This is a genomic window from Natronococcus sp. A-GB7 (assembly GCF_029688865.1).
Lineage (GTDB): Archaea > Halobacteriota > Halobacteria > Halobacteriales > Natrialbaceae > Natronococcus.
In genome coordinates this window covers 18760-41543 of the sequence record NZ_JARUKV010000029.1, presented here as the reverse complement: position 1 = coordinate 41543, position 22784 = coordinate 18760, and the positions used below count along the sequence as shown (strand labels likewise).

Genomic DNA, 22784 nt, shown 5'->3' with positions numbered 1-22784 from the left:
TCGAGAGGGGCCCACCGTAGCTTTTTGCCGGTCCTCGGTGAGAGGACAGCCCATGTCGACTGGTGACCGTCCGTACCGGGTGTTATCGCGAGGCAGCGGCCTCCAGCGGCTCGACGAGCGAGACGCACGGGCGGACAACATCGCGGCCGCGAGGGCGCTTTCGAACACGGTCGAGACGACGCTCGGTCCGAAGGGGCTGGACAAGTTCCTCGTGGGGTCGGACGGAACGGTCGTCGTGACCAACGACGGTGCGAGTATCGTCGACCGGGTGGCGATCACCCATCCGGCTGCGAACTCCCTCGCCGAGGTCGCAGCCCGACAGGACACGCGGGTCGGCGACGGAACGACGTCGGTGATCGTCCTGGCTGGCGCGCTGCTCGCGGCGGCCGAAACGCTGCTCGAGACGGGCCTACACCGGACGACCATCGCGCGGGGGTACGCCCTCGCCGCCGAGCGCGCCCGCGAGACGCTGCGCGAACTGACGATTCCGGTGGCTCCCGACGACGACGAGAAACTACACGCCGTCGCTCGAACGGCGATCACGGGGAAGCGGGGCGGCGACACCGGTGACGTCCTGGCACGGAAGGCGGTCGCTGCCGTCCGTGCGATCGAACGCGACGGGGCGGTCGACCTGCGACGGATCACGCTCGAGGCTGTTCCGGGCGGTTCCGACGCCGACTCGGAGCTCGTCGACGGGCTCGTCATCGACACGGAGTCGTCGTCGACGACCCCGGTGTCGCTCGAGCCGGCCCTTCCCGCCGTGTTCGAGGACGCGACGGTCGCACTCGTCGACGATCAGCTTACGATCGACACCGCGGCCGGACAGGGAGCGGTCAGCCTCGAGTCGCCGGCCGATCTCCGGGAGTTCAGACGGTACGAGCGGACGGTCTACGAGGGGTACGTCGACCGGCTCGTCGATGCAGCCGCGGACGTCGTCTTCTGCCAGCAGTCGGTCGACGACGCGGTTCGGTACTTGCTCACGAGGGCGGGGATCCTCGCCGTCGAGCGGACGCGCCGGGACGAACTCGAGAAGCTCGGTCGGGCGACGGGAGCGCGCCCGGTCGGCACGGTCGACGACCTGACGGCTGCAGATACCGGGACAGCACGGCAGGTCGAGCGTCGTGAGCTCGGCCCGACGAAACTGACGATCGTCGACGGCGGGACGGGCGTCGACCAGGTCTCGCTGCTCCTCCGGGGCGGGACACGGCAGGCTGCCGACGAGACGAAACGGGTCGTCGACGGCTGTTTGCATGTGCTCTCTCACGCCATCGAAGACGGCGTCGTCGTTCCCGGCGGCGGGGCGACGGAGATCGCACTCGCGGGCGCGATCCGCGAGTACGCCGCGACCGTTTCCGGCAGGGAGCAACTCGCTATCGAGTCGTTTGCCGACGCCCTTGAGACCGTCCCGCGGACGCTCGCCGCGTCGGCGGGACTGGATCCGATCGACGTCGTCGTCGAGCTGCGAGCCAGACACCACGACGGCGATCACGCGGCGGGGCTGCGTCTCGAGGAAGAGCCCGGACGGATCGGCGACGTGGTCGCCGGTGGGATTCTCGAGCCACTCGCAGTCACCGACCGGGCGATCGCCAGCGCGGCCGAAGCCGCAACCGTGCTGGTCCGCGTCGACGAAGTGGTCATGGCGACGCCCGAAGCGGACGACCACGACCACGCACCCGACCACGACCCGACGGACGTCGTCGAGAGCTCCGGTGGCTATCCCTGGGCGCTCGGTCACTGAGCGGTGGCCGCGCGAACCCCGGCGGCTCGGCTGGGATCGCTGTTCGGTCGCGTGTCGCTGTAAGCCACCGACCGGTCGCTGCCCTCTTCGCGCGAACCGTGGCCAGAATACTACTTCGGCCCCCGTACGGCCATCGTCGCCTACCTGTCCTGCGGGAAGTCCTGATCGTGGACGCGGTAGCCGTCGAACTCGCCCCATTCGATCTCGCGGGCGATCACGTCGTGAGTCTCGCGGTCGATCTCGACGATGTGACAGAGCGGATGCCCCGGAAGCGCGACCGGATTCTCCCTGAAGCCGACGAGCAGTCCTGTGAAGGGTGCCGGAACGGTCCGCTGCTCGAGCTCGAAGTGGTCGGTGATGGTACAGATCGGGTCCCCCTCGTGGACGAGCGGGTACGGTCCCCACTGCATCTCGACGAGTCCGCCGACGTCGGCGCGCAGCCACCGCTTCGTCGTCTCCGAATCTCCGATAACGTACCAGCTCGGGTGCGTGGGCTCTCGTTCCGGGAGAAGGTCGAACTCGGAGAGAACGTTCGCGACGCTCCGAACGGCGCGCTCGATGAGGTGCGGTTGGAACTGCTGAGCGCGCCCCATCTCGACCGTGATCGTCGGAACGCCGTCGTTCGTCGCCGTCGTCCGGATCGACCCCTTCGCACCCGTGCCGTACAGCACGACGTTCGCTCCGAACGCTTCCGCGAGGCGAGTGACCGTCGGGTCCTCGAGATCGGCGCGGACGTGGTACATCGTCGTCCGGTTTCGCGTGGAGGTGTGAAAGTCGATACCGAGATCGCAGGGTTCGATGAACCGGTCGTAGATCTGTTTGGCCATCCGGCTGGCCGTGTTTCCGTTCGCGAGACCGGGGAACGATCGGTTGAGATCGAGATCGTAGATCGGGACGTACCGCATCTGTGCCTTGTATCCCGGGACGTTCACGACGTGGACGCAAACGAGCGTCCCTCGTAGCTCGGCCGGGTCGTACTGCGTGGCGACCTCCTGGATCACCTTCACCCCGTTGAGCTCGTCGCCGTGGACCGCCGCCGTGAGGAAGAGCCGCGGCCCCTCGTGCTCGCCGTTGATAATCGTAACCGGAACGGCGACCGAATCGCCGAGGTACGTTTCGCCGACCTCGTATCGGAGATGGGCTTTCTCGCCGGGTTCGACGCAGCCGTCACCGTAGTCGAACGGGACACCGTTTGAGTCTGCCATAGAGAATACTCGGTACGTTGGACAAAAGCGACACCGGTCGGATAGGGACGACCACGTGCTCCCCGAACCCGGCCGACCGCGTATCGTCGGGGACGAACAGGATTCGAATCGACTGTATCCGGCGCCCGAAGGGCGGGGATCGGACCCCCATTGTGTTGGCTGTGCGCTCAACCGTCCTCGGCCGTTCGTTTCGATCGGATGACCCTTCGAAGCGAAACGGCCGAAGCCGACGACGATGTTGCAGAAACGCTCGAGAAAACGCCGCTCTCGTCCGGAGATCCGGTGACGGTCGCGGCCGCGCTGTCGGTCATGTACTCGTGGTACCTGTTCTACCTGAAAGAGGACAAGCGGGCGGGCCTGTTCGTCGGCCTCTGGGCACCGACGCTGCTCGGTGCCGCGGCGTACTTCCAGCAGAAGGAGCTGTACGCGAAACTCGAGAACGGTCTCACGTTCGCCTAACGCGGCTCCACGGCACCGATTCGGCGTTCGATACTGTCGTCGAGCGGTGGGCGCCGAGTCGGCAAAACGGATAGTACAAGTACCAGCCCCGGACTGGTCGGAGTAGATCCGATGGACGCCTCCGGGATCCGTCCCGAAACGCGGTTCACCGAGTACTGGAGCGAGCAGTACACCCTGCTGTCGATGTGTGTTGGGTCCTACTTCGCGGTTCGGTTCGCACAGGTCAGCATCAGCCCCGTCGTTCCACTCTTGCTCGAGTCGTTTGCCGTCTCTCGGGGAACGATCGGGCTCGCGCTGACTGGGATGTGGGTCGGGTACGCCCTCGCACAGTTGCCGAGTGGCGTCTTCGCCGACAGGTTCGGCGAACGACGGCTGATTCTCGCTGCGCTGGTGATCACGGTCGGTGCGACGCTCGGGGTGGCGGCTTCACCGAGTGTTCTCCTCTTCGGCGCGGCAACGGCTGCGTTAGGTGTCGGTGCCGGGACGTACTACAACCCGGCGACGGCGCTGTTGACCCGGGAGTTCGACGGGATCGGCGGCGTGATCGGGACGCATCGAATCGGCGGACAGCTCGCCGGCGTGATCGCGCCCGTCGTCACCGCAGCCGTCGCCGTCCGGTACGGCTGGCGACCGGCGCTCGGACTGGGGGCCGCCCTCTCCGTCGTCGTCGCCGCGGTCTTCCTCTGGAGGCGATCCTCGACTGCGCCGAGTCGCCCCGACGCGTCGCTCCGCGAGCTGTTCGCCTCGAAGACGCTCCTCGAGCTACTGGCGCGATCGCACGTCCGGAACACGACGGTCATGATGGCGCTCGTCGAGTTCGTCGGCCTGGCGGCGATGTCGTTTCTCCCCGTGTTGCTCGTCGAGCACTTCGAGCTGTCGCTCGGACGGGCGAACCTGCTTTTCGCTGTGTTCTTCGCGGTCTCCGCGATCAGTCAGCCGCTCGGCGGACGGCTGTCCGATCGGATCGGCCGCGACGCGACGATCGGGATTCAGATGACGGCTGGTGTGCTCGGCTACGGCGCCCTCGCCACCGGTGGGACACTGACCGTTGCGGTTCCGGCAGTCGTCCTCGCTGGAGTGGCGACGAGTGCCACGACGGTGGTCCAGTCTCGGATTCTCGACGAACTGAGCGAGACGAACCGCGGGACCGGGTTCGGACTGTTTCGAACGACGTACCTGCTGATCGGTGCAGCGGGGACGACGGTGGTCGGAGTCACTGCGGATGCGGCCGGATGGGCGGTGGCGGCCGGTCTGCTCGCAGCGCTTCTCGCCGCGGTCCTCGGTTTCGTCCTCTCCGTTCGATACGTCGACTCCGCCGCTCGTCGGTGACTCCGTCTTCTCCGAACCGCGAGTAGGGCGTTGCCCACGAAAACTATCCACCGGCGAGAGGGAGTTCGATACGTACGGTCGTTCGCAGTGGAAGAAACGTCGTGACGAACTCGACGACTGCTCGTCCTCGAACGTCTCCGGCTGCACGGTTCGTTCACGAACCCCCCTCGAGTCCGTCACTGGAGACCGATTACGTCGTGGGACTCGAAACGCGCACCTTCCGAACTGGCGTCGGGCAACGGGATTCAGCGACAACCGACCCCTCGAGCACGGAGCGGGCCTCGCCGTCGACTCGTGGCCGTTCAGATGTTGGTATCGTCCGTGTGATCCTCGGACCTGAGGCCGATCTGCCCCGGATGGAACTCGATGGTCGCGCCCTCGGGAACCCGCTCGGCGATGATCTCGTCGTCCTGGAGGAGGCGCACGACGTCGTCATCGGTCTGGTAGAAGGCGATCGTCTCGTCGGGGATCTCCGCAGCTTTCCTCAGTACCGCGATCGTCGTGTTCCTCCCCACCAGAACCTCTTCCCCGTTGACGATGACGGTCCGTGGCATACGACGTGTGAGGGCGCTGTCAAGTAAAACGTTTCTATTGCGTGTCACTATTCGAGAGTGGCCGAAACGGGTGCGGAGTCCGTGATGGCGGGCTCCGAAAGGGGGGTACGACGTGAGAACGACGGGAACGGTGTCAGAAGAAACAGTCGAACGTGAGAGCGACGAGAACGGTGTTAGATGTAGCCGTCGAACGGGATCTCGAGGAGCCAGCACACCAGATCCAGCGTCGGAGTTCACTGACTAGGCAGTTCGTCGGATCGACGCCGTCGACGGAACTTCCACCGGCCCGGCGACGTGCGTCGTCTCACTCTCCGCGAGACCGATTCGGCGTCGCCCCCTCGACGACCAGATCCAGCAACATCGCCTTCGGACTCGAGGGCGGGTACCGCGTATCGATCAGCTCGCGCGCCGTCTCGAGGTCGCCCCGGACCGCACACTGTCGGACGCGCCCCGCAGTTCGCAGGAAGTCCGACGAGTCGGCGTCGTCGATGTACTCGGTCGCCTCGGGGGCGGTCGGACTGAGCGCCTCCCCCCTGATCTCGTCGAACTCCTCCAGGAGCGGCTCGTAGTCGTCCTCGAGCTGGGCCAGCAGGTACTCCACGGCGAAGCGCTGGAACTCCGATTTGTTCGCGAACGCCCCCTCGTCGATGTGCTGCTGGACGATCTCGAGGACCTCCTCGGGGAACCGGACCGTCGATTTGACCATAGTGTCACACGTCGCGAACGAGTGGTATATCTTTGGGGGTGGTACGTCGGACGCGACCGACGGGGCGGCCGAACTCCGCCGCCGCGACCGTTTCCCGAACACTCGAGGGGCTCGTTCGCGAGGGAGAGCCACGAGGCGTCACACGAGCGTCTGACTGAGATTGATGGGCGTCCCGCGCGATGGAACCGTTATGACACCCTCCGCGAAACCGCCCGAACCGACCAGCCGCGACCGCCCGCGACCCGGTCCACGGAGGCGGTGATCCGATGCTGTCGACGCGACCCCGGACGCTGCTGTCGCGGGGAACGGACGTCGCGACCCGAAACCGGACCTGGCCGGCGTACGTACTCGCCGTCCTGATGCCCGGTGTGGGACACGTCTACGCCGGCCACTGGCGACGCGGCCTCGTCTGGGCCGTGCTGTGTGTCGCCGCCCTCGCGTTCCTCAGCACGGGTGCGATACTCGTCGAGCGTACGGCCGCGGAGCCGTTCCTCGTCACCGCGCTTCGCCTCGAGCACGCCGGCTTCGCGGACGTCGCCTTCCCGCTGGCCGTGCTCGTCCTCAACGTCGTCGATCTGTACGGGCTCGGCGGGCTCGAGGACGCCGCGGTCGACGCCTCGCTCACGAACCGAACGCGGTCGTAGCCCGATTGCGGGCGATCCGACGCGGACGAGCACGCGAACTCGTCCGTCGGTCCTCCCGTTCTCACCGAGAGAGTGTCTGACTGAGGTTCAAGTGTTCGGTCGGGGTGGGAACCGGTATGGTCCCCGCAGAACTCGGCGTCGAGATCGCACGACGGATCGCCGCCCGAGAGGGTATCGATGCGGCCGCACTGGATCCGCCCCTCCACGCGGTGATCGACGTCGACGCCCTCGAGTCCCTGGTTCATCCGCGACCGGACGAGCGCACCGACTTCACCGGCGTCGTCTCGTTTGCCTACGGCGACTACGCGGTCACCGTTGACGGGACGGGAGCCGTCTCGATCACTCCGACGGAAGAGGCGGATTCGGATCCCGGCGACGGCCCCGGTCGGCAGTTCGAGTACAACCCGCAGTAGGACACGCGGTCGTCCCACACCGTTCTCGCGGCTCACTCCTCGAGCCAGCACCGAACGATATCGTCCGGCCGTGAGACCGATCGGTGCTCGAGACCTCGGTACGCAGTACCTTGATATTTGTTCTCGATAACGATCGTTCGTTTTGGTTTCCACCAACTATTATTGCGAATATGTAAATAGCCCCGGACCCAAACGAGTGTATGAACGACGCCGAACCCCGAGAAGCCGTGACGGACGTGCCGGTCGACACCGCCGAACCCCCGCTTCACCTCCCTGGAACGCCGACGACCTCGTTCGCGAGGACGCTCGAGCGCCTGTACGGCTTCCTCTTCCGGTAAGCCACCCCTCCCTACTTCGCTCACCCCCAAGGATTCGCTCATTGAGGGAGGGGCTTTGATGTGGACTCCCGGCGATCAACTCTCGGCGGTTGACCGATAGCCGTCGCCGTTCAGCATCCCACCATTCACACGCACGTCTACTGGTGCGTCTGCGCTCCCCGACGTAGGCGAGGAACGCAGGCTGTGCTGTCGCTTTCGCATATACCGGAGTCCGACGTTTTTTGCGCCGTTGTAGTCTGCATTAATTTCGTACCCGCACTTCAGACACCGGAACTGCTCGCCGTTGCGGTTGTCTTCGTGGGTGAAGCCACAGTCGGTGTGGGAACACCGCTGGCTCGTATGGTCGGGGTCAACCTGTTCGACTGCCACCCCCCCGTTCTGGCGCTTTGTATTCGACGTACTCGACGAGTCGGCGGAACGCCCACACGTGATGCCACTCAGCATGCGGGAGTCGCTCCCGAATGTCCGTTAAATCCTCGAATACGATTACGTCGCAGTCGTAGTCGACGGCTTCGTCAACGATTTCGTTGGCGACTGTGTGGGTGTACTGTTTCCGCCACGTTTGCTCCCGCCGTCCGAGTCGAAGCACGGCGTTGTGCGCAGCTTGCGTCCCGCGCTGTTGCATCTCCGCACGTCGGTTTTCGAACTCTCGAATCCAGTGGTCGTACTCGTCACCGCTCCAGAACGTGGCTGTTGACGAGACTGCAAGGCTGTTGACCCCGAGGTCGATACCAAGGACGGTTTTGTGCTCGGTATCGTCCGAGCCCTCGGTTTCAACAGCCTCACCGGCTTCATCTACCTTCCGTGTTGTGACGTGGAAGTAGAACTCGTCGGTTGCTTGATCGTACTGGAGTGTGCTCGTCCGGAACTCGTAGTCGTCGGACAGGACGTACTCTTCGTATGGGGTTGGACTGCCTGCTGGCAGCTCAAAGTCACATTCGATGCGTCCATTCACCGTGGAGAGTGAGATTTTGTTGCGGTAGAAGGTGGCACTGCGCTTGTCGTACACCATACTCCATGAGGCGAACTCTGGTTTGTTCGTCCGTTTGCCCTTCTTCCAGCGGTCAACACCGCTATCGACGGCGTGAACGGCACGCCGGATGGCTTCTTGAACGAGGTTTGCGGTGAGGTCGGTTTCCTCGCGGAGACGGTCGTACAGCGCGTCTCTGGCTTTCACATTTGAGGTGATGCAGTCCTCGTAGTTGGTGTTGTCCCAGCAGTAATTACTGGCTTGGTTCGCGCAGTAGAGGAAGTGGTCGGCGGTTTTGTGGAGGGCATCGTGATACTCGGCGGGCACGACGAGCTTGACCGGCGCGGTACGCCTGACCTCCATAGTTCAGATGTGTTTCCGGTGGTGCTTAATAGATCGGGAGTCAGACGACTACAGTCTCGTAGTTTGTGTGGTGTCGGCTTCCTCCCCGGCCTACTCGCGTCGCGCTTCCGACTCAGCGTCGGAAGTCCCTCGCTCTCTCCTCACGGGCCGCAGGCCCGTTCGGATGGTCAGCGGGACCTTCGGTCCCGCACGACTTGAGGCCGAGGGCTCCGCCTCGAAACTGCTGACGATAACCGAGACCGACGAACAGTGCCGGTAGCGGACGACCCTGTAGTGCCGGTTCTCGAGTAGTCGCGACGCTGTGAGCGGACCTCCCGTGGCGACGCCGTCGACCAGTCCCCTAGCTACCTCATCGTCGCTCGAGTCCCCCCGTCCCGACGAACGAGCGCGATCCGCCGAGCGTCACCCGGCGTCACACTCGTCGCCGCCGTCGCACTCGAGCGCGCGGATCCGAACGGCGTCGCTCGTCACCGTAATCGTGTAGCCGGCGTACTCGAAGGAGACGTGGTCGGTCGCGGCCCTGTCGGTGAACGCGGCGTCTAACGCCTCCGGATCGATCGTTTCCGCGAGCGACGGGAGCTCCGGCGGGGGGCAGTCCTCCAGTACGGCGACGACCGTCCAGACGCCGCGGCTCGGGGATTCGCCGGGGGCCAACTGATACTCGTGTGTCGTCGTCGAGGGGGACCGATCGGCGTCGCTCATCAGAAGGGAATCTCCTCGAGGAAGTCCGCACTCTGTTCGTCGAGATGATCCAGGCGCGAGCCCAGCAGTTCACGAACCAGCATGACGAGGGCGTTGTCCTCGCCGGCGCCCGTGATCGCGGTCTCGTTTTGAATCCCGTGATCGTTGCGTTTGCTGAGCGTGCCGAGCATGATCGCCTCCCGGTCGGCGAAGAGCAGCCGGCCGACCTTCTCGCGCTCGGGCGACATGTTCATCCAGTCGCGCTGAGGTTCCCACAGCGTGACGCCGGGCACCTGTTCGCGAACCCGGTCCCGGATCGCCTGGGTCTGCGTGCCGACGTAGACGTCGACGCCGCGGTCGACCGCGTCCTGCAGACACTGGAGACAGGCCGCCTCGATGAGATCCTCGTCGGTGTACAGCAGGAACAGCTCGTCGTCGGCGTACTCACAGAGCGCACGGCAGTGCTCGATCACGTTCGCGCGCCCGTCGAGTCGCCAGATATCCTGTGAGGGTTCGGCGACCGAGAGGATCGCTCGCGGCGTCTCGGGGAGATGCAGATCGAACCACTCGGCGTCCTCGATGAGGGGGTGACCGCAGTAGCTGACGGCGCCGCTTCGAGCGTCGTACGAGGCGAGGCCGACCGCCGCGAGCTTCGGAAGGTGGACGTGATGGAGGGCCGCACAGCAGTCCTCGACCGGATCGGCGTCGACGGTCTCGACCGTCTCGGTCTCGGGTTCCCGTTCGACGACCGCGCGAGCGAGGGCGACCCGGGACAGCGCCGTGTCGTAGTCCGCGAGTACCGACAGGACGATGCGTCGCCGGCGGTGAACGAGTGCCTCGAGGACCTCGTCCCAGTCGACCCTGTCCGTTTCGACGATGCGCTCGAGCGTCGGGTTCTGCAGTGCCGGGTGAGTCGAGATCGCGACGGCGTTCGTCTCCCCGTCCCAGTCGATCAGTCCCGCCTCCTCGAGTACCGGAAGGTGCGTCTGCTGGAGGGAGACGCGCCACTCCGCCAGCTCTCCCTCGGTGACGTCGAGCAGTCGCTTCTCCGCGTCCGCGGCGGCGAGATGGATGGCTACCTCCTCGTCGGAGATCGGCTCGGTTCGGTTCCGGAGGAGTCCCAGGACGGCCCGGCGCCGTCCGTCGCGCAACGCGTGTAGCACATCGTTCGCTTGCTCGCCTCGCATTCTTATTGATAGGCTGTCGATTCGGCGAGTGATAAAACTCTCGGTAATAGCCATCTACTGGTCGACACCGGAGAGTCTGCGTTCCTGATGAGTTCACGGTTCCGACGAACGAGCGCGGCATCGATCGACGGGGACGGCAATACGCGCCCTCGCGTGAGCGACCCTCTCGGCTTCGGCGCCGTACCGTTCCGCCGCGACGGGTACTCGCGGTTCACACGGTCCGCTCAGTTGGGGTCGTCTCGACGGAACCGAAGCCCGATCCCGTCGGGGTCCGTCGTCTCGAACCCGTCGCCGTCCCGCACGCTCGAGGTCGCGTGCCCGGCTTCCTCGAGCCGCGTTCGAAGCGCGGCGAGCCCGTCCTCGTCGGGAACGACGAACTCGACGCGCTCGAGCCCGCGTCCCTTCGGCGGTGCCGACCGACGCCGCCAGACGTTCAGCCCCAGGTGGTGGTGGTAGCCGCCGGCGGCGACGAACAGCGCACCGTCGACCCGGTGTTTGAGCCCGAATCCGACGGTATCCACGTAAAACGCTCGAGCGAGAGACAGCGACGACACCTCGAGGTGGACGTGCCCGACGGTCGTCCCGCCCGGAACCCCGTCCCGGCCCCGTCCCGCGCTCCGAACGCCCTCGACGTCGAGCGGTTCCGTGCCGATGGCGACCGTGCCGTCGTCGGCGACGGGCCACTCCTCGCGCGGTCGATCGCGGTAGATCTCGATCCCGTTGCCCTCCGGATCCGAGAGGTACAGCGCCTCGCTGACGACGTGGTCGGCCGTCCCCTCGAGCCGCCAGCGCCGTTCGATCCGCTCGAGGGCGTCGCCAAGTGCCGCCCGTGACGGGACGAGCAACGCCGTGTGGAACAACCCCGTCTCGTCGTTTTCGCGGGGCCGCGCCTCCGACTCCCTCTGGAGCACGACGAGCGGGGTCTCGCCCGCGGCGAGCACCGCCCGATCGTCGCCGACCGCTCGGGCCTCGAGTCCGAGTACGTCCTCGTAGAACCGGGCGACTCGCTCGAGATCGCTCACCCGAAGCGAGACCCGCCCCATCCGCGTCGTCGCCGGCAACGTCCCCTGGGTAGTCATGAGACGACGTTGGCGGCCAGTGCGGGAGTCGGTTTCGGCCCGGAGAAACGACGACGGCGACAGCGTTCGCGGGGGATTTCCTCCCGGGAAGGCACGCCCGAACCGTTTTCGTGCCGACCCGTCACTGCACACTCGCGGTCGAAGCGTTTCCCGTCGGGACTGCGAACGGGAGCCGTGATGGACGCGAGGCGTCGGGTTCGACTCGCCGTCGAGCGGAATCGATCCGAGGGAGAGCACTTATCCTTACTGACCGTCTAGTCAGGATATGTCGCAGTCGACGTCCCGGAAGCGACCGTGGCTCGCAGCGCTCCTCGCAGCACTTGTCACCGGGCTGGGACACCTCTACCTCTGGCGGCTGCGGCGAGCCGTCGGCTGGCTCGCCGCGTCGATTCTCGTCACGTTCCTGCTCGTCGACCAGGCGGCCTTCGAGACCCTCGCCGGCGGAGACCTCGGGACCGACGCGCTGCTCGCCGTGTGGCCGATGTACGCCGTCGTCGCGCTCAGCGTCGTCGACGCGTACCTGATCGCCCGACGGCCAGCCACCGGTGGCGAGTCGCCCGCCTCGTCCGCCGGCGGCGAGGCGACCGTCCCGTCCGCCGACGAGGACGCTGCCCCCTCCTGTCCGCACTGCGGAAAGGAACTCGACCCCGAGCTCGAGTTCTGTCACTGGTGTACGACCCCACTCGAGGCGGGCGAGGACGGCGCGGAGGCGAACGACGACCCTCGCTGAGAGCCGCCCCTCGAGCGCCGTACCGGAACGGTCGTGACCCCGCCACACTGGCGGGCACAGAACTACATCCGCCCCCCTGCAACGGGAGGGCGTGAACGCGTTCGAGACCAACATCGCCGACGGCGTGCTCGACACCGAACACCGGATGCTCCGGGACGAGACCCGAACCTTCGTCGAAAACGAGGTTCGACCCGAGGCGCGCGAACGGGACTCCGACGGCGAGCACATGTCCGACGACCTCGTCCGCCAGCTCGGTGAGATGGGATTTTTCGGAATCCTCATCGACGAGGAGTACGACGGGCTCGGGCTGGATCTGAAGGCCTACGCCGTTCTCGCGGAGGAGCTGTCCCGCGGCTGGCTCAGCGTCGGGAGCATCATCGCCCGCGGGCAGAGCCTCGCCGGTGCGACCGAGGCCCAGAAGGAGCAGTGCCTCCCGAAGATGGCTCGCGGCGACCTGCTCAAGAGCATCGCGATCTCCGAAGCGGAGGCCGGCTCCGACGTCGCGAACATGCGCACCCGCGCCGAGAAAGACGGCGACGAGTACGTCCTGAACGGCCAGAAGATGTGGACCACGTTCGCGAAAGGCTCCGACTTCATCCTGACGTACGCCGTCACCGATCCCGACGCCGATCCGGCACACGCCGGAATCTCCGGGTTCATCGTCGAGAAACCCGCCGGAACCTTCGATCGGGACGGGTTGAGCGGGCAGCCGATCGACAAGATCGGCTACCACGGCTGGGACACGTGGACCGTGAACTTCGACGACGTGCGAGTCGGCGAGGACAAGCTCGTCGGCCGCGAGGAGGGCCAGGGCTTTTACCAGATCATGGAGTTCTTCGAGGAGGGCCGCGTCCACACCGCCGCGCGGGCCGTCGGCCTCGCTCGCGGCGCCCTCGAGGACGCGGTCTCGTACGCCAAGGAGCGCGAGCAGTTCGACCAGCCGATCGCGGAGTTCCAGGCGCTCCGATTCAAGCTCGCGGAGATGGCGACCCGAACCGAGGCGGCGAGGGCGCTGACGCTGCTCGTTGCGGAAGCGGTCGATCAGGGCGAGCGCGCCGACGCCCAGGCCGCGATGGCGAAGCTGTTCGCCACCGAGGTCGCCGAGGAGGTCACCAGCGACGGGATCCAGGTACACGGCGGCTACGGCTACACGACGGCGTTCGACGCGGAGCGATACTGGCGGGACGCCCGCCTCACGAAGATCTTCGAGGGAACGAACGAGATTCAAAAGCGCATCATCGCCGACCGATTGCTCTGAGCGCTCGCCCGGCACCGTTTCGGCGTCGACGACTCCGTTCGCCGACCGAGCGAATCGGGCACTCGAGATCGCTCGAGAGACGGCTGTTCGACGATCGAGGTCGATCGCTACGAACGTGGCTCAGAAGTCGACGTCGTCGAACTCGCCGCGCTCCTCGAGATCGCTCAACTCCTCGATTACCGTCATCGCGACGGCGTCGTCCGTCTCGGCGGGCCCGAAAAACACGATCACGTGTTCCTCGTCCGGCTCGGCGACCTCGACGGAGTTCTCGATCACCTGGTCGTCGAGTGCGTCCTCGTCCCCGTTATCGAGTTCGAGCGTCACTGTGTACTCGCCCGAGTCGGTCAACACGCCGTCGTACGTGGCCTGGGCGTCCTCGGTGTCGTCGTCGTCCGGAGCGAGAGCGAACCGATCCTCGAGGACGAGCGAGCCGTCGGGTCCTGCCACCTCGACCGACCCGGTGAGGTCCTGCTCCCCGCCGTTCAACACGTTGACGTCCTCGAGGGCCATCCCTGCAAGGAAGTCCACGGCAGACGAACAGCCGGCGACGGCGGTAGCCCCGACGGTAGCTCCGACGGCGAGATACCGACGGCGGCTCACGGAAGGCGTCGCGGGAGTCCTCGTTCCGGAGCGATCGAACGTCATTGTACGCAGCCACTCGAGTCGGAGTACAAGTGCTTTGTGCGGTGCGAACACGGTCCGTTCGGTCGTCACGCCGGTCGTCGAGCCGGCGATCGGAGTCGGACTCCGGCTAGCTTCCGATCGCGGGCGGACCTCTCAGGGAGTGAGTGCAGACGATAGTTTCAACGCCCCGCCTGAAATAGGTGGGACCGAGGGAACCTCGACGCGCGGTGGCACACGACGGGGTGTGTCAAAAACCGTCGCGTTCCCGCGCGATGACTCTCGGTCCCTATTAATAGTTATCGTTCAGTCGGCATAAGTTCCTTGATCGACTCGAGCACTGTTTCGTTCGACCGAGCCGACGAGGACGGCGATCGGACGGGGTAACCGGTACGACCGTAGCTCAGGCAGGTACTTCCTCGCGGTAGTCGACGCGTCGGCGCCAGCCGAACTCGAGCCAGACGACGCCGATCAGAAACACTCCCATGCCGACCGCGTCGATCGGCGTACCGCCGTGGCCGACGATTGCGATCGGAACGCCCGCCAGCGACGCGACGGGGAGTATCGGTGCGCCGGCTCGTCGAAGCTCGAGGGCCAGCGCTGCGACCGCGACGAGCATCCCGGCGACGCCGAGCAGCGCCAGCACGCCCACGACCGGGCTGGTGACGATCGCGTCGTAGGCCGCGACGGCACCGGCCTGTTCGGTTCCGGAGAGCGATCCCGTTCCGCGAACCACCAGCCCGGTGGCGATCCCGGCGATCGCCTCGAAGGCGGTGTAGAACACGACGTAGACGGCGACCCCGAACCGTCCGATCGTCGCCGTCCGTCCCGAGAACCCCGCCAGTAGCACGTACACGACGGCGCCGAGCAGCGCGAACAGCGGCAACAGGAGCAGGTGGACGGCCAGCCACGCGTCGGCGGCCGTCGCGACCGTCTCGTAGGCGCCGCCGTGGGGGTGTGCCCACAGGACCGCACCCAGCGCTGCCGGGGTCCCCGCGAGGAGGAGCCATCGACCGAGCAGACCCGCGATCCCCTCGCCCCGCGCCGATCGGACGCTCATCGATCCACCTCCTCGCTGTCGCGTGGCGGACGGGCTGTGATCATCGTGAGCCGCCCGAACTGCGCCGTCTCCCGTTCCTCGAGCACCAGCGCGGATCGCTCGAGAACCTCCAGGGGTTCCTGCGTGAGCCGACAGCCGCTGCGCTCGTAGTGGGCGTCCGCCCGGGACTCCTGGTAGCGCGCGATCAGGTCGACGTCGCTGGGGCCGTGCTCGAGCAGCCTCACCCGGCCGCCGGGACGACAGACCCGCGCCATCTCGTCTAGCGCTGCGACGGGGTCGGGGAACGTACACGTCGAAAACGACGAGACCACGGTATCGAAGCTGTCGTCGGCGAACGACAGCGTCTGGGCGTCCATCCGCTCGAGTCGCCCCTCCACGTCGACCCGGTCGAGGGTCTCCCACGCCCGGGCTAGCATTGCCTCGCTGATGTCGATCCCGACGTACTCGACCGAGTCGGGTAGATACCGAAGGTTCGTCCCCGTTCCGCAGGCGACCTCGAGGACGCGTCCCTCGAGATCTCCGAACTGCTGACGGCGGTGCCGCCCGGTGAACAGTCGATTCAGCCAGTCGAACCGGGCCGCCAGGTCGGCGTACTCCGCGTACGCCGCCTGGATGTCGGCGATCGTCATCCTCGGCGGCTCGTCGTCGCCTGCTCGGCGTCGTTCGTTCGTAGTGTGTGGTGGCATTCCGTTCACCCCTACGCGAACCGTCGCCACGACCCACCATAAGTATTATCGAGAATTTGATATAATACCAGGTGCGCTTCAAAACGATTCTTGAGCGTTGCGGGGCGTTCGCGGTCCAGATTCGGTCGAATCACCGTCGCAACGCGTTCGACGCCCCCAATCGCTCAATCGGATTTGTGTTCGGAAACGGGAATGACCCCTCGAGATCCGTTCCGCGCGGGCGAGAACTCGGGGGTGGGTCGTCGCCGGAATCGGCGAGCCGCGAGCGTCCGCGCTCACGACGACGACGTTCTCACGGACGGGAGCAGCGCGGGCGAACTCCCCCATGCACGTCGAACGCCCGACGCACCCGAGAGCTCAGTTTCGGACGGAGTGAAGGCTGTCGACGTCACACAGGATGTCGAACCGAGCGCCGTCCGAATCGTCGCCGAGCCGAACGTCCCAGCCGTGGGCGTCGGCGATCCGCTCGACGATCCGCAGCCCGAACCCGGTTCCGTCGTCGCTCGTCGAGTACCCGCCGGCGAACACGTCCTCGCGCCGGCTTTCGGGTATTCCCGGGCCGTCGTCCTCGAGGTAGAACCCCCGATCGGTCGTTCCGACGGTGACGGTCACGTCCTCGCCGCCGTGGTCGATGGCGTTCCGGAGCAGGTTCTCGAGGAGCTGCTGGAACCGGTCGTCGTCGGCCTCGACCGTCGCCGAGGCGAGGTCGTCGTCGTAGCGAAGCTCCGCTCGGTCGGTTCCGTCGGCAACGAGCTCCCAGGCGGCGTCGACGGCGTCGCGGAGCCGAACGGCGTCCCGGGAGCCGATGTCGCGTCCCTCGCGCGCCAGCCAGAGCACGTCCTCGGTGATCCGATCGATCCGATCGAGGGCGGTCTCGATCTCGTCGAGGTGCTCGCTGACACACTCCTCTCGAGCGAGCTCGAGCCGTCCCGTCGCGACGTTCAGCGGGTTTCGGAGGTCGTGACTCACGACGCCCGCGAACTCGTCGAGTCGGTCGCGCTGTCGTTGCAGCGCCTGCTCTCGTTCCGTCAGCTCGGTGATGTCCCGGCCCTCGGGGATGAGAAGCGTCACGGTCCCCCGTTCGTCGGTCAGCGGTCGCACGGAGAAGTCGACGATCGCCTCTCGATCGGCACCCTTGACCGGAAGCTTGTGCCGAACGAACTCGCCGTTCGCCGCCCGCTCGACGGCGTCGCGCGCTCGCTCCCGGGTCTCCTCGGAGTGCTGGAACCACGCCGTCTCCCACATCTTCTTCCCGACGACGTCGTCTCGCTCCAGCCCGCCGAACTCGAGTGCGGTCTCGTTTGCCTCGGCGAGCGTGCCGTCGGGCTCTAACAGCCCGGTGAACTGGTAGGTGTTCTCGAAAACCGCGCTGTAGCGTCGCTCCCGCCGCTTCTGTTCCGTAATATCGTGGAAGAGAACGGTGAGCCCGTTCTCCGACGGATAGATGTGTTCCCTGTACCACCGACCCCACGGTTCGAAGTACTCCTCGATCGTTCGGGGTTCGTTGGCAGCCTTTGCTTCCCGGTAATGGTCGTAAAACGGGGTCTCCGTCGCCTCGGAGAAGGTTTCCCACAGCGAGTTTCCGAGCAGTTCCTCGTCGGACCTCCCGAAGACGGCTTTCGCCCGTTCGTTAACGTACACGACCCGCCAGTCGTCGTCGAGCGCGAGGAACGCGTCGTCGATTCGCTCGAGGATCGCCAGCGGATCGTGGCTCGTAACCCGCTCGAACCGCCTCGCCGTCGACGCCGTCACCGTCTCGCCGATCCGGTTCGCCAGCGTGACGTACTGGTTCGTCCCCTCGTCCTTCCGGACGTACTCGGTCACGCCGGCCGAAATCGCCTCGCTGGCGATCGCCTCGTCGCCGTCGCCGGTAAACAGCACGAACGGGAGCTCCGGGAACTCCTCTCGAACCTTGGTCAGCAGTTCGAGCCCGTTTCCGTCGGGGAGGTCGTACTCCGAAACGACGCAGTCGATCGGTCCGGTCGAGAGTCGGGCCACCCCCTCCGCTATGCTCGGCGCCGTCTCGACTGCGAGCCGGTCGTCCTCGCCCTCGAGCGCGCTCGTGACCGTCTCCGTGGCGTCCGCCTCACTGTCGACGTACAGCACGTCGATCGTGTCGGAAAGCCCTCCCATCACGGATTGTACTATTCAGTAGTTTGCACGTGTAAATATAAATTTCTCGCCTCACAGAGGTCGCCGTCCTGCCGGCTAACCGCTGCTCGAGCCGAAGCTGCGGGCTGTGCTCACGGCGCTCCCGACGAATCGTCCTCGAGGGCGTACCCACACTGGAACACACGACGACTCGAGGGCGGCAGTCTCGTCGTCGTCCGGTTCGCCGCGGTCGGTAGCCACCTCTAAGGCGATTCGCGTGTGGTATGGCACCGATGATCGAAAACGAGGACGCCGCCGCGGCCTTCGGAATCCTGGCCGACACGACGCGGATCGCGATCCTGCGAGCGTTCGCGCGGGCGCTCGAGGGGGCCGACGTGGGCTCGAACGATCCCTTCCCCGCGCTCGCGTTCTCGGAGGTGTACGACCGGGTGGACGTGGACTCGACCTCCCAGCTGTCCTACCACCTCGAGCAGCTCGACGGCACCTACCTCCGGCGCACCGACGACGGCTGGACGTTCACGTTCGCCGGCGAATCGATCGTTCGGCTCGTCCTGTCGGGCGCCTACGCCGGCGACGTCGACTTCGATCCCGTCCCGGTCGACACCCCGTGTCCGATCTGCGACGCCGAGGCGCTGCGCGTGGTCGTCGAGGACCTTCTCCTGTTCTGGGCGTGTGAGGACTGCGAACGGCGGATGGGCGGGCTTCCCGTCACGCCCGCTCAGGTCCGGGGTCGCGATCCCGAGGGCGTCCTCTCGAGTGCGACCGCGCGGATGGTCACGCGGTACTGGCGCTTCCGGGAGAACGCCTGCCCCGACTGTGGCGGCGCCGTCGAACTCGAACTGCAGGAATCGGCCGCGTCCGTCGACGCCCTCGAGTGGACCGCGGTCGGGTGCTGCCGGCAGTGTCGGCGCTCGATCCACGGACCGCCCTCGATCTGGCTCGTCTCTCATCCCGCCTCGGTCGCGTTCCACTGGGACCGCGGAGTCGACGTCCGGACGTTCGGCTTCCGCGAACTCACCGGGCGCGTCACGGCCGGCCGATGGGGAACTAACCGCGTCGACGCCGGCGAGTACCGCGTCACCTATCGCCTCGAGGACGCCGAACTCCGGCTCACCGTCGACGAAACGCTCTCAGTCTCGAGCACTGCACGCGTTCGCACGGACCCGTCGGGCGATCCCGATTAGGGGTCCTCGATCTCGATCCGACCGCGCTTTTGCCACCCGGCGTGGATCTCGCAGACGTACTCGGCCATCTCCGCCGACGCCTCGAACTCGAGGGACTGAGTCGCCCCCTCCGTTTCCATCAGATCGGTCCCGTAGTCGCCGACGAGGTCGCCGCTCTCGTCCCAGATCTCGATGTTGTGAGGTTGGCCGTCCTCGTTCATCCAGCTGAGGACGTACTCCCGACCCGCCTCGAGCACGAGCGCCGGGTTCTTTTCGCCCGCGATCGGTTCCGGTTCGACCCCCTTCCATCCGGCGGTCGTGGCGCTCAGTACGATCTCCTCGACGTCGGTCCACGCGTCGCTTCCGTCGTGGGAGCCGCGTTCGTCGTCCCCGGCGTCGGCGTCCGGTCCCGACGTCTCGGTTTCGTCGTCGCCGCCTCCTTCGGTCGAGTCCTCGCCGTCGTCACTACCGCTATCGGGCGCCTCGGTCTGGCTCTCGTTGCCGTCGTCGGCTCGCCCGTTCTCGTCGCTCGTTTCGGTCCCACCGAGACAACCGGCGGCGAGAGCGGCCATCGCCGTTCCACCGGTGAGCCCCAGCGCCTGGCGTCGGGAACAGTCCACTGATTGTCTCATAACTTGAGTTTCAGTTTTCACTACTATAGATAACACGTAGATAACACGCAGTTAACAGGCTGCCAACCGCAGCGCGGACGCGTTTCGTAGACGAGTCGGAGCCGCGGGCTCGCGCGCTGCTCCCGTGTCGAACGGGCCGTTCCTCGCCCGTAGACGGCGAGCCGGGCGACGAACACGAACGCCCGAATCGGAACACCTTCCGTCGAGTCGCCGAACGATCCGGTATGCACGCCGATCGGATCGATCCGCAGGCGAAGGCGGCGCTCGAGCGCCAGAATCGGTTTTCGCTACCGCACAGCCGTCGCGGGCTGAAGCTCCTCCGGTACGTCACCCGCGCGACGATGTGGGTCGAGAACCGAAACCCGCCGCGGGTGGGACGAACGGTCGACAGGACGATTCCCGGACCCGCTGACGACCTCGACGCTCGGCTCTACCTACCCGAGGCGGACGGACCGTTCCCGACGATCGTGTTCTTTCACGGGGGCGGGTACGTGCTGGGGAGTATCGCCACGCACGACTGGCTGTGCCGCCAGCTCACGCGCGAGAGCGGCTGTGCTGTGCTCTCGATCGACTACCGACTCGCTCCCGAACACCCGTTTCCCGCGGCGGTCGAGGACGCTTATACCGCCGTCGAGTGGGTAGCCGCCAATCCGGGCGCGATCGCCGGCACCGGACGCCTCGCGGTCGCGGGTGACTCCGCCGGCGGGGCCCTCGCGGCCGTCTCCGCGCTTATGGCCGCCGAGCGCGACGGTCCCGAGATCGCCCATCAGGCGCTGCTCTATCCGAGCGTCGGGATCGAACCCGACCAGCCCTCGATGCGAGAACACGCGGGGATCGTACTCGAGGCAGAGGACATGAACTGGTTCCGGGAGTGTTACTACGAGAGCGACGTTCACGAGCGCAACCCCTACGCCGACCCGACGAACGCCGGCGACGTCTCCGGCGTCGCGCCGGCGACGGTCGTCACCGCGGGGTTCGACCCGCTTCGTGACGGCGGGAGGGCCTACGCCGAACAGCTCGTTCGCGACGGCGTCGACACGCGCTACGAGAACTACGAGGCGATGGTCCACGGGTTCATGACGATGCGCGACGTCGATCGCACTCGCGAGGCTATCGCCGACGTCGCCGCGGATCTCGCCGACGGGCTCCGAGCCGACTGACTGCGACGAGTTCGACCGTCACGGTGAGTGCCGTTCGCTTCGGCCGGCTCAGCAGGCCGGCGTCCCCGTCGGCACGACGATCGTCACCGGGTCGCTCCCGGTCGTCGCGTAGATCGCGTGTCCGCCGTCGATCGCCGCGTCGTACGCCGGCTGCGGGATCGTAACCGGCGCCCCCGGATACTGCTGGGCGCCGACGGTCTGCCACGACGACTGCAGGGCCGTCGAACAGTGCAGTTCGCCGCCGCCCTCTCGTAGCCAGTCCGCGGCCGGCTGGGACGACCCACCGGCTTCGTAGTAGTTTCCGGCGATCCTGGTGAGGTGATCGTCGCTCGTCCACTCGGCACCCAGCGTCGTCGTCGCGAACGTCGCGGCCGCGAACTCCTCGCTCGTCGTCGTCCCCTGGTAGGACAGCGCCTCGAGCCCGACGAACGCGATCGGGAGCGAGGCCAGCGCACACAGGCAGAGAACGACCGCGAGCGAGACGGCGACCGTTCGCCGCGCTCGAGGCGTCGTACGGCCGGCGAGATCGACGATTCCGATACCGGCGCTGACGACGACGGCGAGGTGGGCGAACGTCTGGCCGCGCTGGACGAAGATCTCGATGGCCGGATCGACGCCCCTGGTGAGCGAGAACCCGACCCAGACGAGCGGGGCGAGCAGCAACGCCAGGACGACCGCTCGAGGCCCGCGTGGGCCGGTCGCGTTCGGAACGCCCCAGCTTCCGAGCGCGGCGAGCACGACCAGCGGCGCGAGGAGGCCGAGCAACAGCGACGGCGGCGCCATCGTCCCCGGAAACACGCCCCAGACGGCGTCCGCGACCACGACCGCGAACCCGAACAGCAATCCGCCGCCGAGCGTCCCGCGAGTGACGGCCGGGGCCGCGGTCGACAGCCAGTACGCGAGCGCACACAGCAACACGATCCAGGCGACGAACAGCCCGTACTGCTCGACGGGTTCGCCCGTGTACGACGGGTCGACGATCCAGTAGTACGCGCCGACGTAGGCCCACACGACGACGAGAAGGGCCACACTGAGCGCCCGGCGACGCCAGGTTTCCAGTCCGGCCAGGACGCAGACGGCCGTCAGCGTCAGCGCGGCCACGATCGCGCTCAGGTGGTGCGTGATCGGGAGCACGAGCACGAACGCGCCCGTCACGACCCCCCAGCGCCGCCGCTCGGTTCGGAAGAAGCGGTACGCCGCGATCGCGACCAGCGGAACGAACAGGATGCCCAGGACCTCGTAGCTCACGGCCACCGTACGCCGGAGGAACACGCCCTCGAGTGCGAGGGTCGTCCCGGCCGCCAGCGACGCGACGGCGGTCACCGAGGGGTCGGTCCCGCGTCGGTCGGCGATCTGCCAGGTCAGCACCGCCGCGATCACCGACGGAACGGCGCCGACGAACGCGATGGTCGGCTGCGCGATCCACAGCGGTCCAACGGCCGTGACGAGCGCGACGATCGAGAGTAGGGTCGGAAACGTGTAGCCGTACGGCTCGACCGTTTCGACGAGCGAGCCGGCCGCGATACTGTCGCGGGCCTGGGCAGCGAACACGAATCCGTCCGGATTGAACGGGTACGGCGTCCACACCGTCGGCGCCATCCGAACCGCGAACGCGACCGCGAAGACGGTGAGGGTCACGACCGCGAGTCGCCGACGGACCATCCGACTGTACGCGGTCGCGGTACCGAGTTAACGA

22 protein-coding genes and 1 pseudogene are annotated in these 22784 nt (G+C 66.7%); 10 read left to right on the top strand and 13 right to left on the bottom strand.

Translation table 11 applies throughout. The features are described from left to right. The first annotated feature begins 52 nt into the window (after positions 1-52). Positions 53-1738: a thermosome subunit alpha gene (gene thsA, locus QA609_RS20700; RefSeq protein ID WP_278304526.1), complete on the top strand. Its 1686-nt coding sequence runs from the start codon at positions 53-55 to the stop codon at positions 1736-1738. 140 nt (positions 1739-1878) lie between these two features. On the opposite strand, the gene QA609_RS20695 is transcribed toward thsA, so the two are convergent. After that, on the bottom strand, positions 1879-2943 hold the full coding sequence (locus tag QA609_RS20695) for a succinylglutamate desuccinylase/aspartoacylase family protein (RefSeq protein ID WP_278304525.1): 1065 nt from the start codon (positions 2941-2943) through the stop codon (positions 1879-1881). A 198-nt stretch (positions 2944-3141) separates the two neighbouring features. On the opposite strand from QA609_RS20695, the gene QA609_RS20690 reads away from it, so the two are divergent. Continuing rightward, entirely contained in the window at positions 3142-3402 is a 261-nt protein-coding gene (locus tag QA609_RS20690; RefSeq protein WP_278304524.1) for a hypothetical protein, read from the top strand. Between the two features lie 111 nt (positions 3403-3513). Further along, on the top strand, positions 3514-4731 hold the full coding sequence (locus QA609_RS20685) for an MFS transporter (protein ID WP_278304523.1): 1218 nt from the start codon (positions 3514-3516) through the stop codon (positions 4729-4731). Between the two features lie 302 nt (positions 4732-5033). Here QA609_RS20685 and QA609_RS20680 read toward each other — a convergent pair whose 3' ends face one another. Both QA609_RS20680 and QA609_RS20675 read right to left on the bottom strand, forming a co-directional pair. Further along, entirely contained in the window at positions 5034-5285 is a 252-nt protein-coding gene (locus tag QA609_RS20680) for a hypothetical protein (protein WP_278304522.1), read from the bottom strand. 304 nt (positions 5286-5589) lie between these two features. Next, entirely contained in the window at positions 5590-5991 is a 402-nt protein-coding gene (locus QA609_RS20675; RefSeq protein ID WP_278304520.1) for a transcriptional regulator, read from the bottom strand. Between the two features lie 266 nt (positions 5992-6257). On the opposite strand from QA609_RS20675, the gene QA609_RS20670 reads away from it, so the two are divergent. The 3 genes from QA609_RS20670 (at position 6258) to QA609_RS20660 (ending at position 7386) form a co-directional block, all read left to right on the top strand. Continuing rightward, complete coding sequence (locus QA609_RS20670; protein ID WP_278304519.1) at positions 6258-6635, top strand: DUF6677 family protein; 378 nt, start codon at positions 6258-6260, stop codon at positions 6633-6635. 116 nt (positions 6636-6751) lie between these two features. Then, positions 6752-7048, top strand: a complete 297-nt coding sequence (locus tag QA609_RS20665) for a HalOD1 output domain-containing protein (protein WP_278304518.1) — start codon at positions 6752-6754, stop codon at positions 7046-7048. 200 nt (positions 7049-7248) lie between these two features. Next, positions 7249-7386, top strand: coding sequence for a hypothetical protein (locus QA609_RS20660; RefSeq protein WP_278304517.1), 138 nt, complete (start codon positions 7249-7251; stop codon positions 7384-7386). A gap of 75 nt (positions 7387-7461) precedes the next feature. On the opposite strand, the pseudogene QA609_RS20655 reads toward QA609_RS20660, so the two are convergent. The 4 genes and pseudogenes from QA609_RS20655 to QA609_RS20640 form a co-directional block, all read right to left on the bottom strand. Beyond that, positions 7462-8719 (bottom strand): annotated as a pseudogene (locus QA609_RS20655) (transposase). A gap of 402 nt (positions 8720-9121) precedes the next feature. Continuing rightward, complete coding sequence (locus QA609_RS20650; protein ID WP_278304516.1) at positions 9122-9421, bottom strand: HalOD1 output domain-containing protein; 300 nt, start codon at positions 9419-9421, stop codon at positions 9122-9124. Continuing rightward, on the bottom strand, positions 9421-10587 hold the full coding sequence (locus tag QA609_RS20645) for a hypothetical protein (RefSeq protein WP_278304515.1): 1167 nt from the start codon (positions 10585-10587) through the stop codon (positions 9421-9423). Before QA609_RS20645 ends, QA609_RS20650 begins: the two co-directional genes overlap by 1 nt. Positions 10588-10811: 224 nt before the next feature. Continuing rightward, on the bottom strand, positions 10812-11666 hold the full coding sequence (locus QA609_RS20640; protein ID WP_278304514.1) for a VOC family protein: 855 nt from the start codon (positions 11664-11666) through the stop codon (positions 10812-10814). A gap of 265 nt (positions 11667-11931) precedes the next feature. Between QA609_RS20640 and QA609_RS20635 the strand changes: the two genes are divergently transcribed. Together QA609_RS20635 and QA609_RS20630 are read left to right on the top strand one after the other, a co-directional pair. After that, the gene (locus QA609_RS20635; protein ID WP_278304513.1) at positions 11932-12396 is read left to right on the top strand and encodes a zinc ribbon domain-containing protein; all 465 of its coding nucleotides are present in this window, start codon (positions 11932-11934) and stop codon (positions 12394-12396) included. Between the two features lie 91 nt (positions 12397-12487). After that, positions 12488-13654, top strand: a complete 1167-nt coding sequence (locus tag QA609_RS20630; RefSeq protein WP_278304512.1) for an acyl-CoA dehydrogenase family protein — start codon at positions 12488-12490, stop codon at positions 13652-13654. 120 nt (positions 13655-13774) lie between these two features. Here QA609_RS20630 and QA609_RS20625 read toward each other — a convergent pair whose 3' ends face one another. The 4 genes from QA609_RS20625 to QA609_RS20610 all read right to left on the bottom strand — a co-directional run bounded on the left by QA609_RS20625 (position 13775) and on the right by QA609_RS20610 (position 18154). Continuing rightward, positions 13775-14299 carry a hypothetical protein gene (locus tag QA609_RS20625; RefSeq protein ID WP_278304511.1) on the bottom strand — a complete coding sequence of 175 codons (525 nt, stop codon included), beginning with the start codon at positions 14297-14299 and terminating at the stop codon, positions 13775-13777. A gap of 379 nt (positions 14300-14678) precedes the next feature. Further along, complete coding sequence (locus QA609_RS20620) at positions 14679-15335, bottom strand: hypothetical protein (protein ID WP_278304510.1); 657 nt, start codon at positions 15333-15335, stop codon at positions 14679-14681. After that, entirely contained in the window at positions 15332-16021 is a 690-nt protein-coding gene (locus QA609_RS20615) for a class I SAM-dependent methyltransferase (protein ID WP_278304509.1), read from the bottom strand. The genes QA609_RS20620 and QA609_RS20615 overlap by 4 nt, the downstream gene beginning before the upstream one ends. A gap of 357 nt (positions 16022-16378) precedes the next feature. After that, on the bottom strand, positions 16379-18154 hold the full coding sequence (locus QA609_RS20610; RefSeq protein ID WP_278304508.1) for a PAS domain-containing protein: 1776 nt from the start codon (positions 18152-18154) through the stop codon (positions 16379-16381). A 251-nt stretch (positions 18155-18405) separates the two neighbouring features. On the opposite strand from QA609_RS20610, the gene QA609_RS20605 reads away from it, so the two are divergent. Beyond that, complete coding sequence (locus QA609_RS20605) at positions 18406-19317, top strand: ArsR family transcriptional regulator (RefSeq protein WP_278304507.1); 912 nt, start codon at positions 18406-18408, stop codon at positions 19315-19317. Here the strand turns inward: QA609_RS20605 and QA609_RS20600 are convergent. Beyond that, on the bottom strand, positions 19314-19928 hold the full coding sequence (locus tag QA609_RS20600; protein ID WP_278304506.1) for a plastocyanin: 615 nt from the start codon (positions 19926-19928) through the stop codon (positions 19314-19316). The two genes, QA609_RS20605 and QA609_RS20600, sit on opposite strands and share 4 nt — an antisense overlap. A gap of 224 nt (positions 19929-20152) precedes the next feature. Here QA609_RS20600 and QA609_RS20595 point away from each other — a divergent pair, with 224 nt between their 5' ends. Further along, on the top strand, positions 20153-21088 hold the full coding sequence (locus tag QA609_RS20595; RefSeq protein ID WP_278304505.1) for an alpha/beta hydrolase: 936 nt from the start codon (positions 20153-20155) through the stop codon (positions 21086-21088). 48 nt (positions 21089-21136) lie between these two features. On the opposite strand, the gene QA609_RS20590 is transcribed toward QA609_RS20595, so the two are convergent. Then, on the bottom strand, positions 21137-22750 hold the full coding sequence (locus QA609_RS20590) for a sodium/phosphate symporter (protein WP_278304504.1): 1614 nt from the start codon (positions 22748-22750) through the stop codon (positions 21137-21139). Positions 22751-22784 lie beyond the last annotated feature (34 nt).

Excerpts from the sequence above, each read along its gene's own strand:
- QA609_RS20610 (WP_278304508.1), bottom strand. The coding sequence starts at position 18,154 with ATGGGAGGGCTTTCCGACACGATCGACGTGCTGTACGTCGACAGTGAG.
- QA609_RS20625 (WP_278304511.1), bottom strand. The coding sequence starts at position 14,299 with ATGACGTTCGATCGCTCCGGAACGAGGACTCCCGCGACGCCTTCCGTG.
- QA609_RS20620 (WP_278304510.1), bottom strand. The coding sequence starts at position 15,335 with ATGAGCGTCCGATCGGCGCGGGGCGAGGGGATCGCGGGTCTGCTCGGT.
- QA609_RS20680 (WP_278304522.1), bottom strand. The coding sequence starts at position 5,285 with ATGCCACGGACCGTCATCGTCAACGGGGAAGAGGTTCTGGTGGGGAGG.
- QA609_RS20615 (WP_278304509.1), bottom strand. The coding sequence starts at position 16,021 with ATGCCACCACACACTACGAACGAACGACGCCGAGCAGGCGACGACGAG.
- QA609_RS20695 (WP_278304525.1), bottom strand. The coding sequence starts at position 2,943 with ATGGCAGACTCAAACGGTGTCCCGTTCGACTACGGTGACGGCTGCGTC.
- QA609_RS20590 (WP_278304504.1), bottom strand. The coding sequence starts at position 22,750 with ATGGTCCGTCGGCGACTCGCGGTCGTGACCCTCACCGTCTTCGCGGTC.
- QA609_RS20660 (WP_278304517.1), top strand. The coding sequence starts at position 7,249 with ATGAACGACGCCGAACCCCGAGAAGCCGTGACGGACGTGCCGGTCGAC.
- QA609_RS20640 (WP_278304514.1), bottom strand. The coding sequence starts at position 11,666 with ATGACTACCCAGGGGACGTTGCCGGCGACGACGCGGATGGGGCGGGTC.
- QA609_RS20690 (WP_278304524.1), top strand. The coding sequence starts at position 3,142 with ATGACCCTTCGAAGCGAAACGGCCGAAGCCGACGACGATGTTGCAGAA.
- QA609_RS20675 (WP_278304520.1), bottom strand. The coding sequence starts at position 5,991 with ATGGTCAAATCGACGGTCCGGTTCCCCGAGGAGGTCCTCGAGATCGTC.
- QA609_RS20665 (WP_278304518.1), top strand. The coding sequence starts at position 6,752 with ATGGTCCCCGCAGAACTCGGCGTCGAGATCGCACGACGGATCGCCGCC.
- QA609_RS20685 (WP_278304523.1), top strand. The coding sequence starts at position 3,514 with ATGGACGCCTCCGGGATCCGTCCCGAAACGCGGTTCACCGAGTACTGG.
- thsA (WP_278304526.1), top strand. The coding sequence starts at position 53 with ATGTCGACTGGTGACCGTCCGTACCGGGTGTTATCGCGAGGCAGCGGC.
- QA609_RS20635 (WP_278304513.1), top strand. The coding sequence starts at position 11,932 with ATGTCGCAGTCGACGTCCCGGAAGCGACCGTGGCTCGCAGCGCTCCTC.
- QA609_RS20595 (WP_278304505.1), top strand. The coding sequence starts at position 20,153 with ATGCACGCCGATCGGATCGATCCGCAGGCGAAGGCGGCGCTCGAGCGC.
- QA609_RS20645 (WP_278304515.1), bottom strand. The coding sequence starts at position 10,587 with ATGCGAGGCGAGCAAGCGAACGATGTGCTACACGCGTTGCGCGACGGA.
- QA609_RS20600 (WP_278304506.1), bottom strand. The coding sequence starts at position 19,928 with ATGAGACAATCAGTGGACTGTTCCCGACGCCAGGCGCTGGGGCTCACC.
- QA609_RS20650 (WP_278304516.1), bottom strand. The coding sequence starts at position 9,421 with ATGAGCGACGCCGATCGGTCCCCCTCGACGACGACACACGAGTATCAG.
- QA609_RS20670 (WP_278304519.1), top strand. The coding sequence starts at position 6,258 with ATGCTGTCGACGCGACCCCGGACGCTGCTGTCGCGGGGAACGGACGTC.
- QA609_RS20605 (WP_278304507.1), top strand. The coding sequence starts at position 18,406 with ATGATCGAAAACGAGGACGCCGCCGCGGCCTTCGGAATCCTGGCCGAC.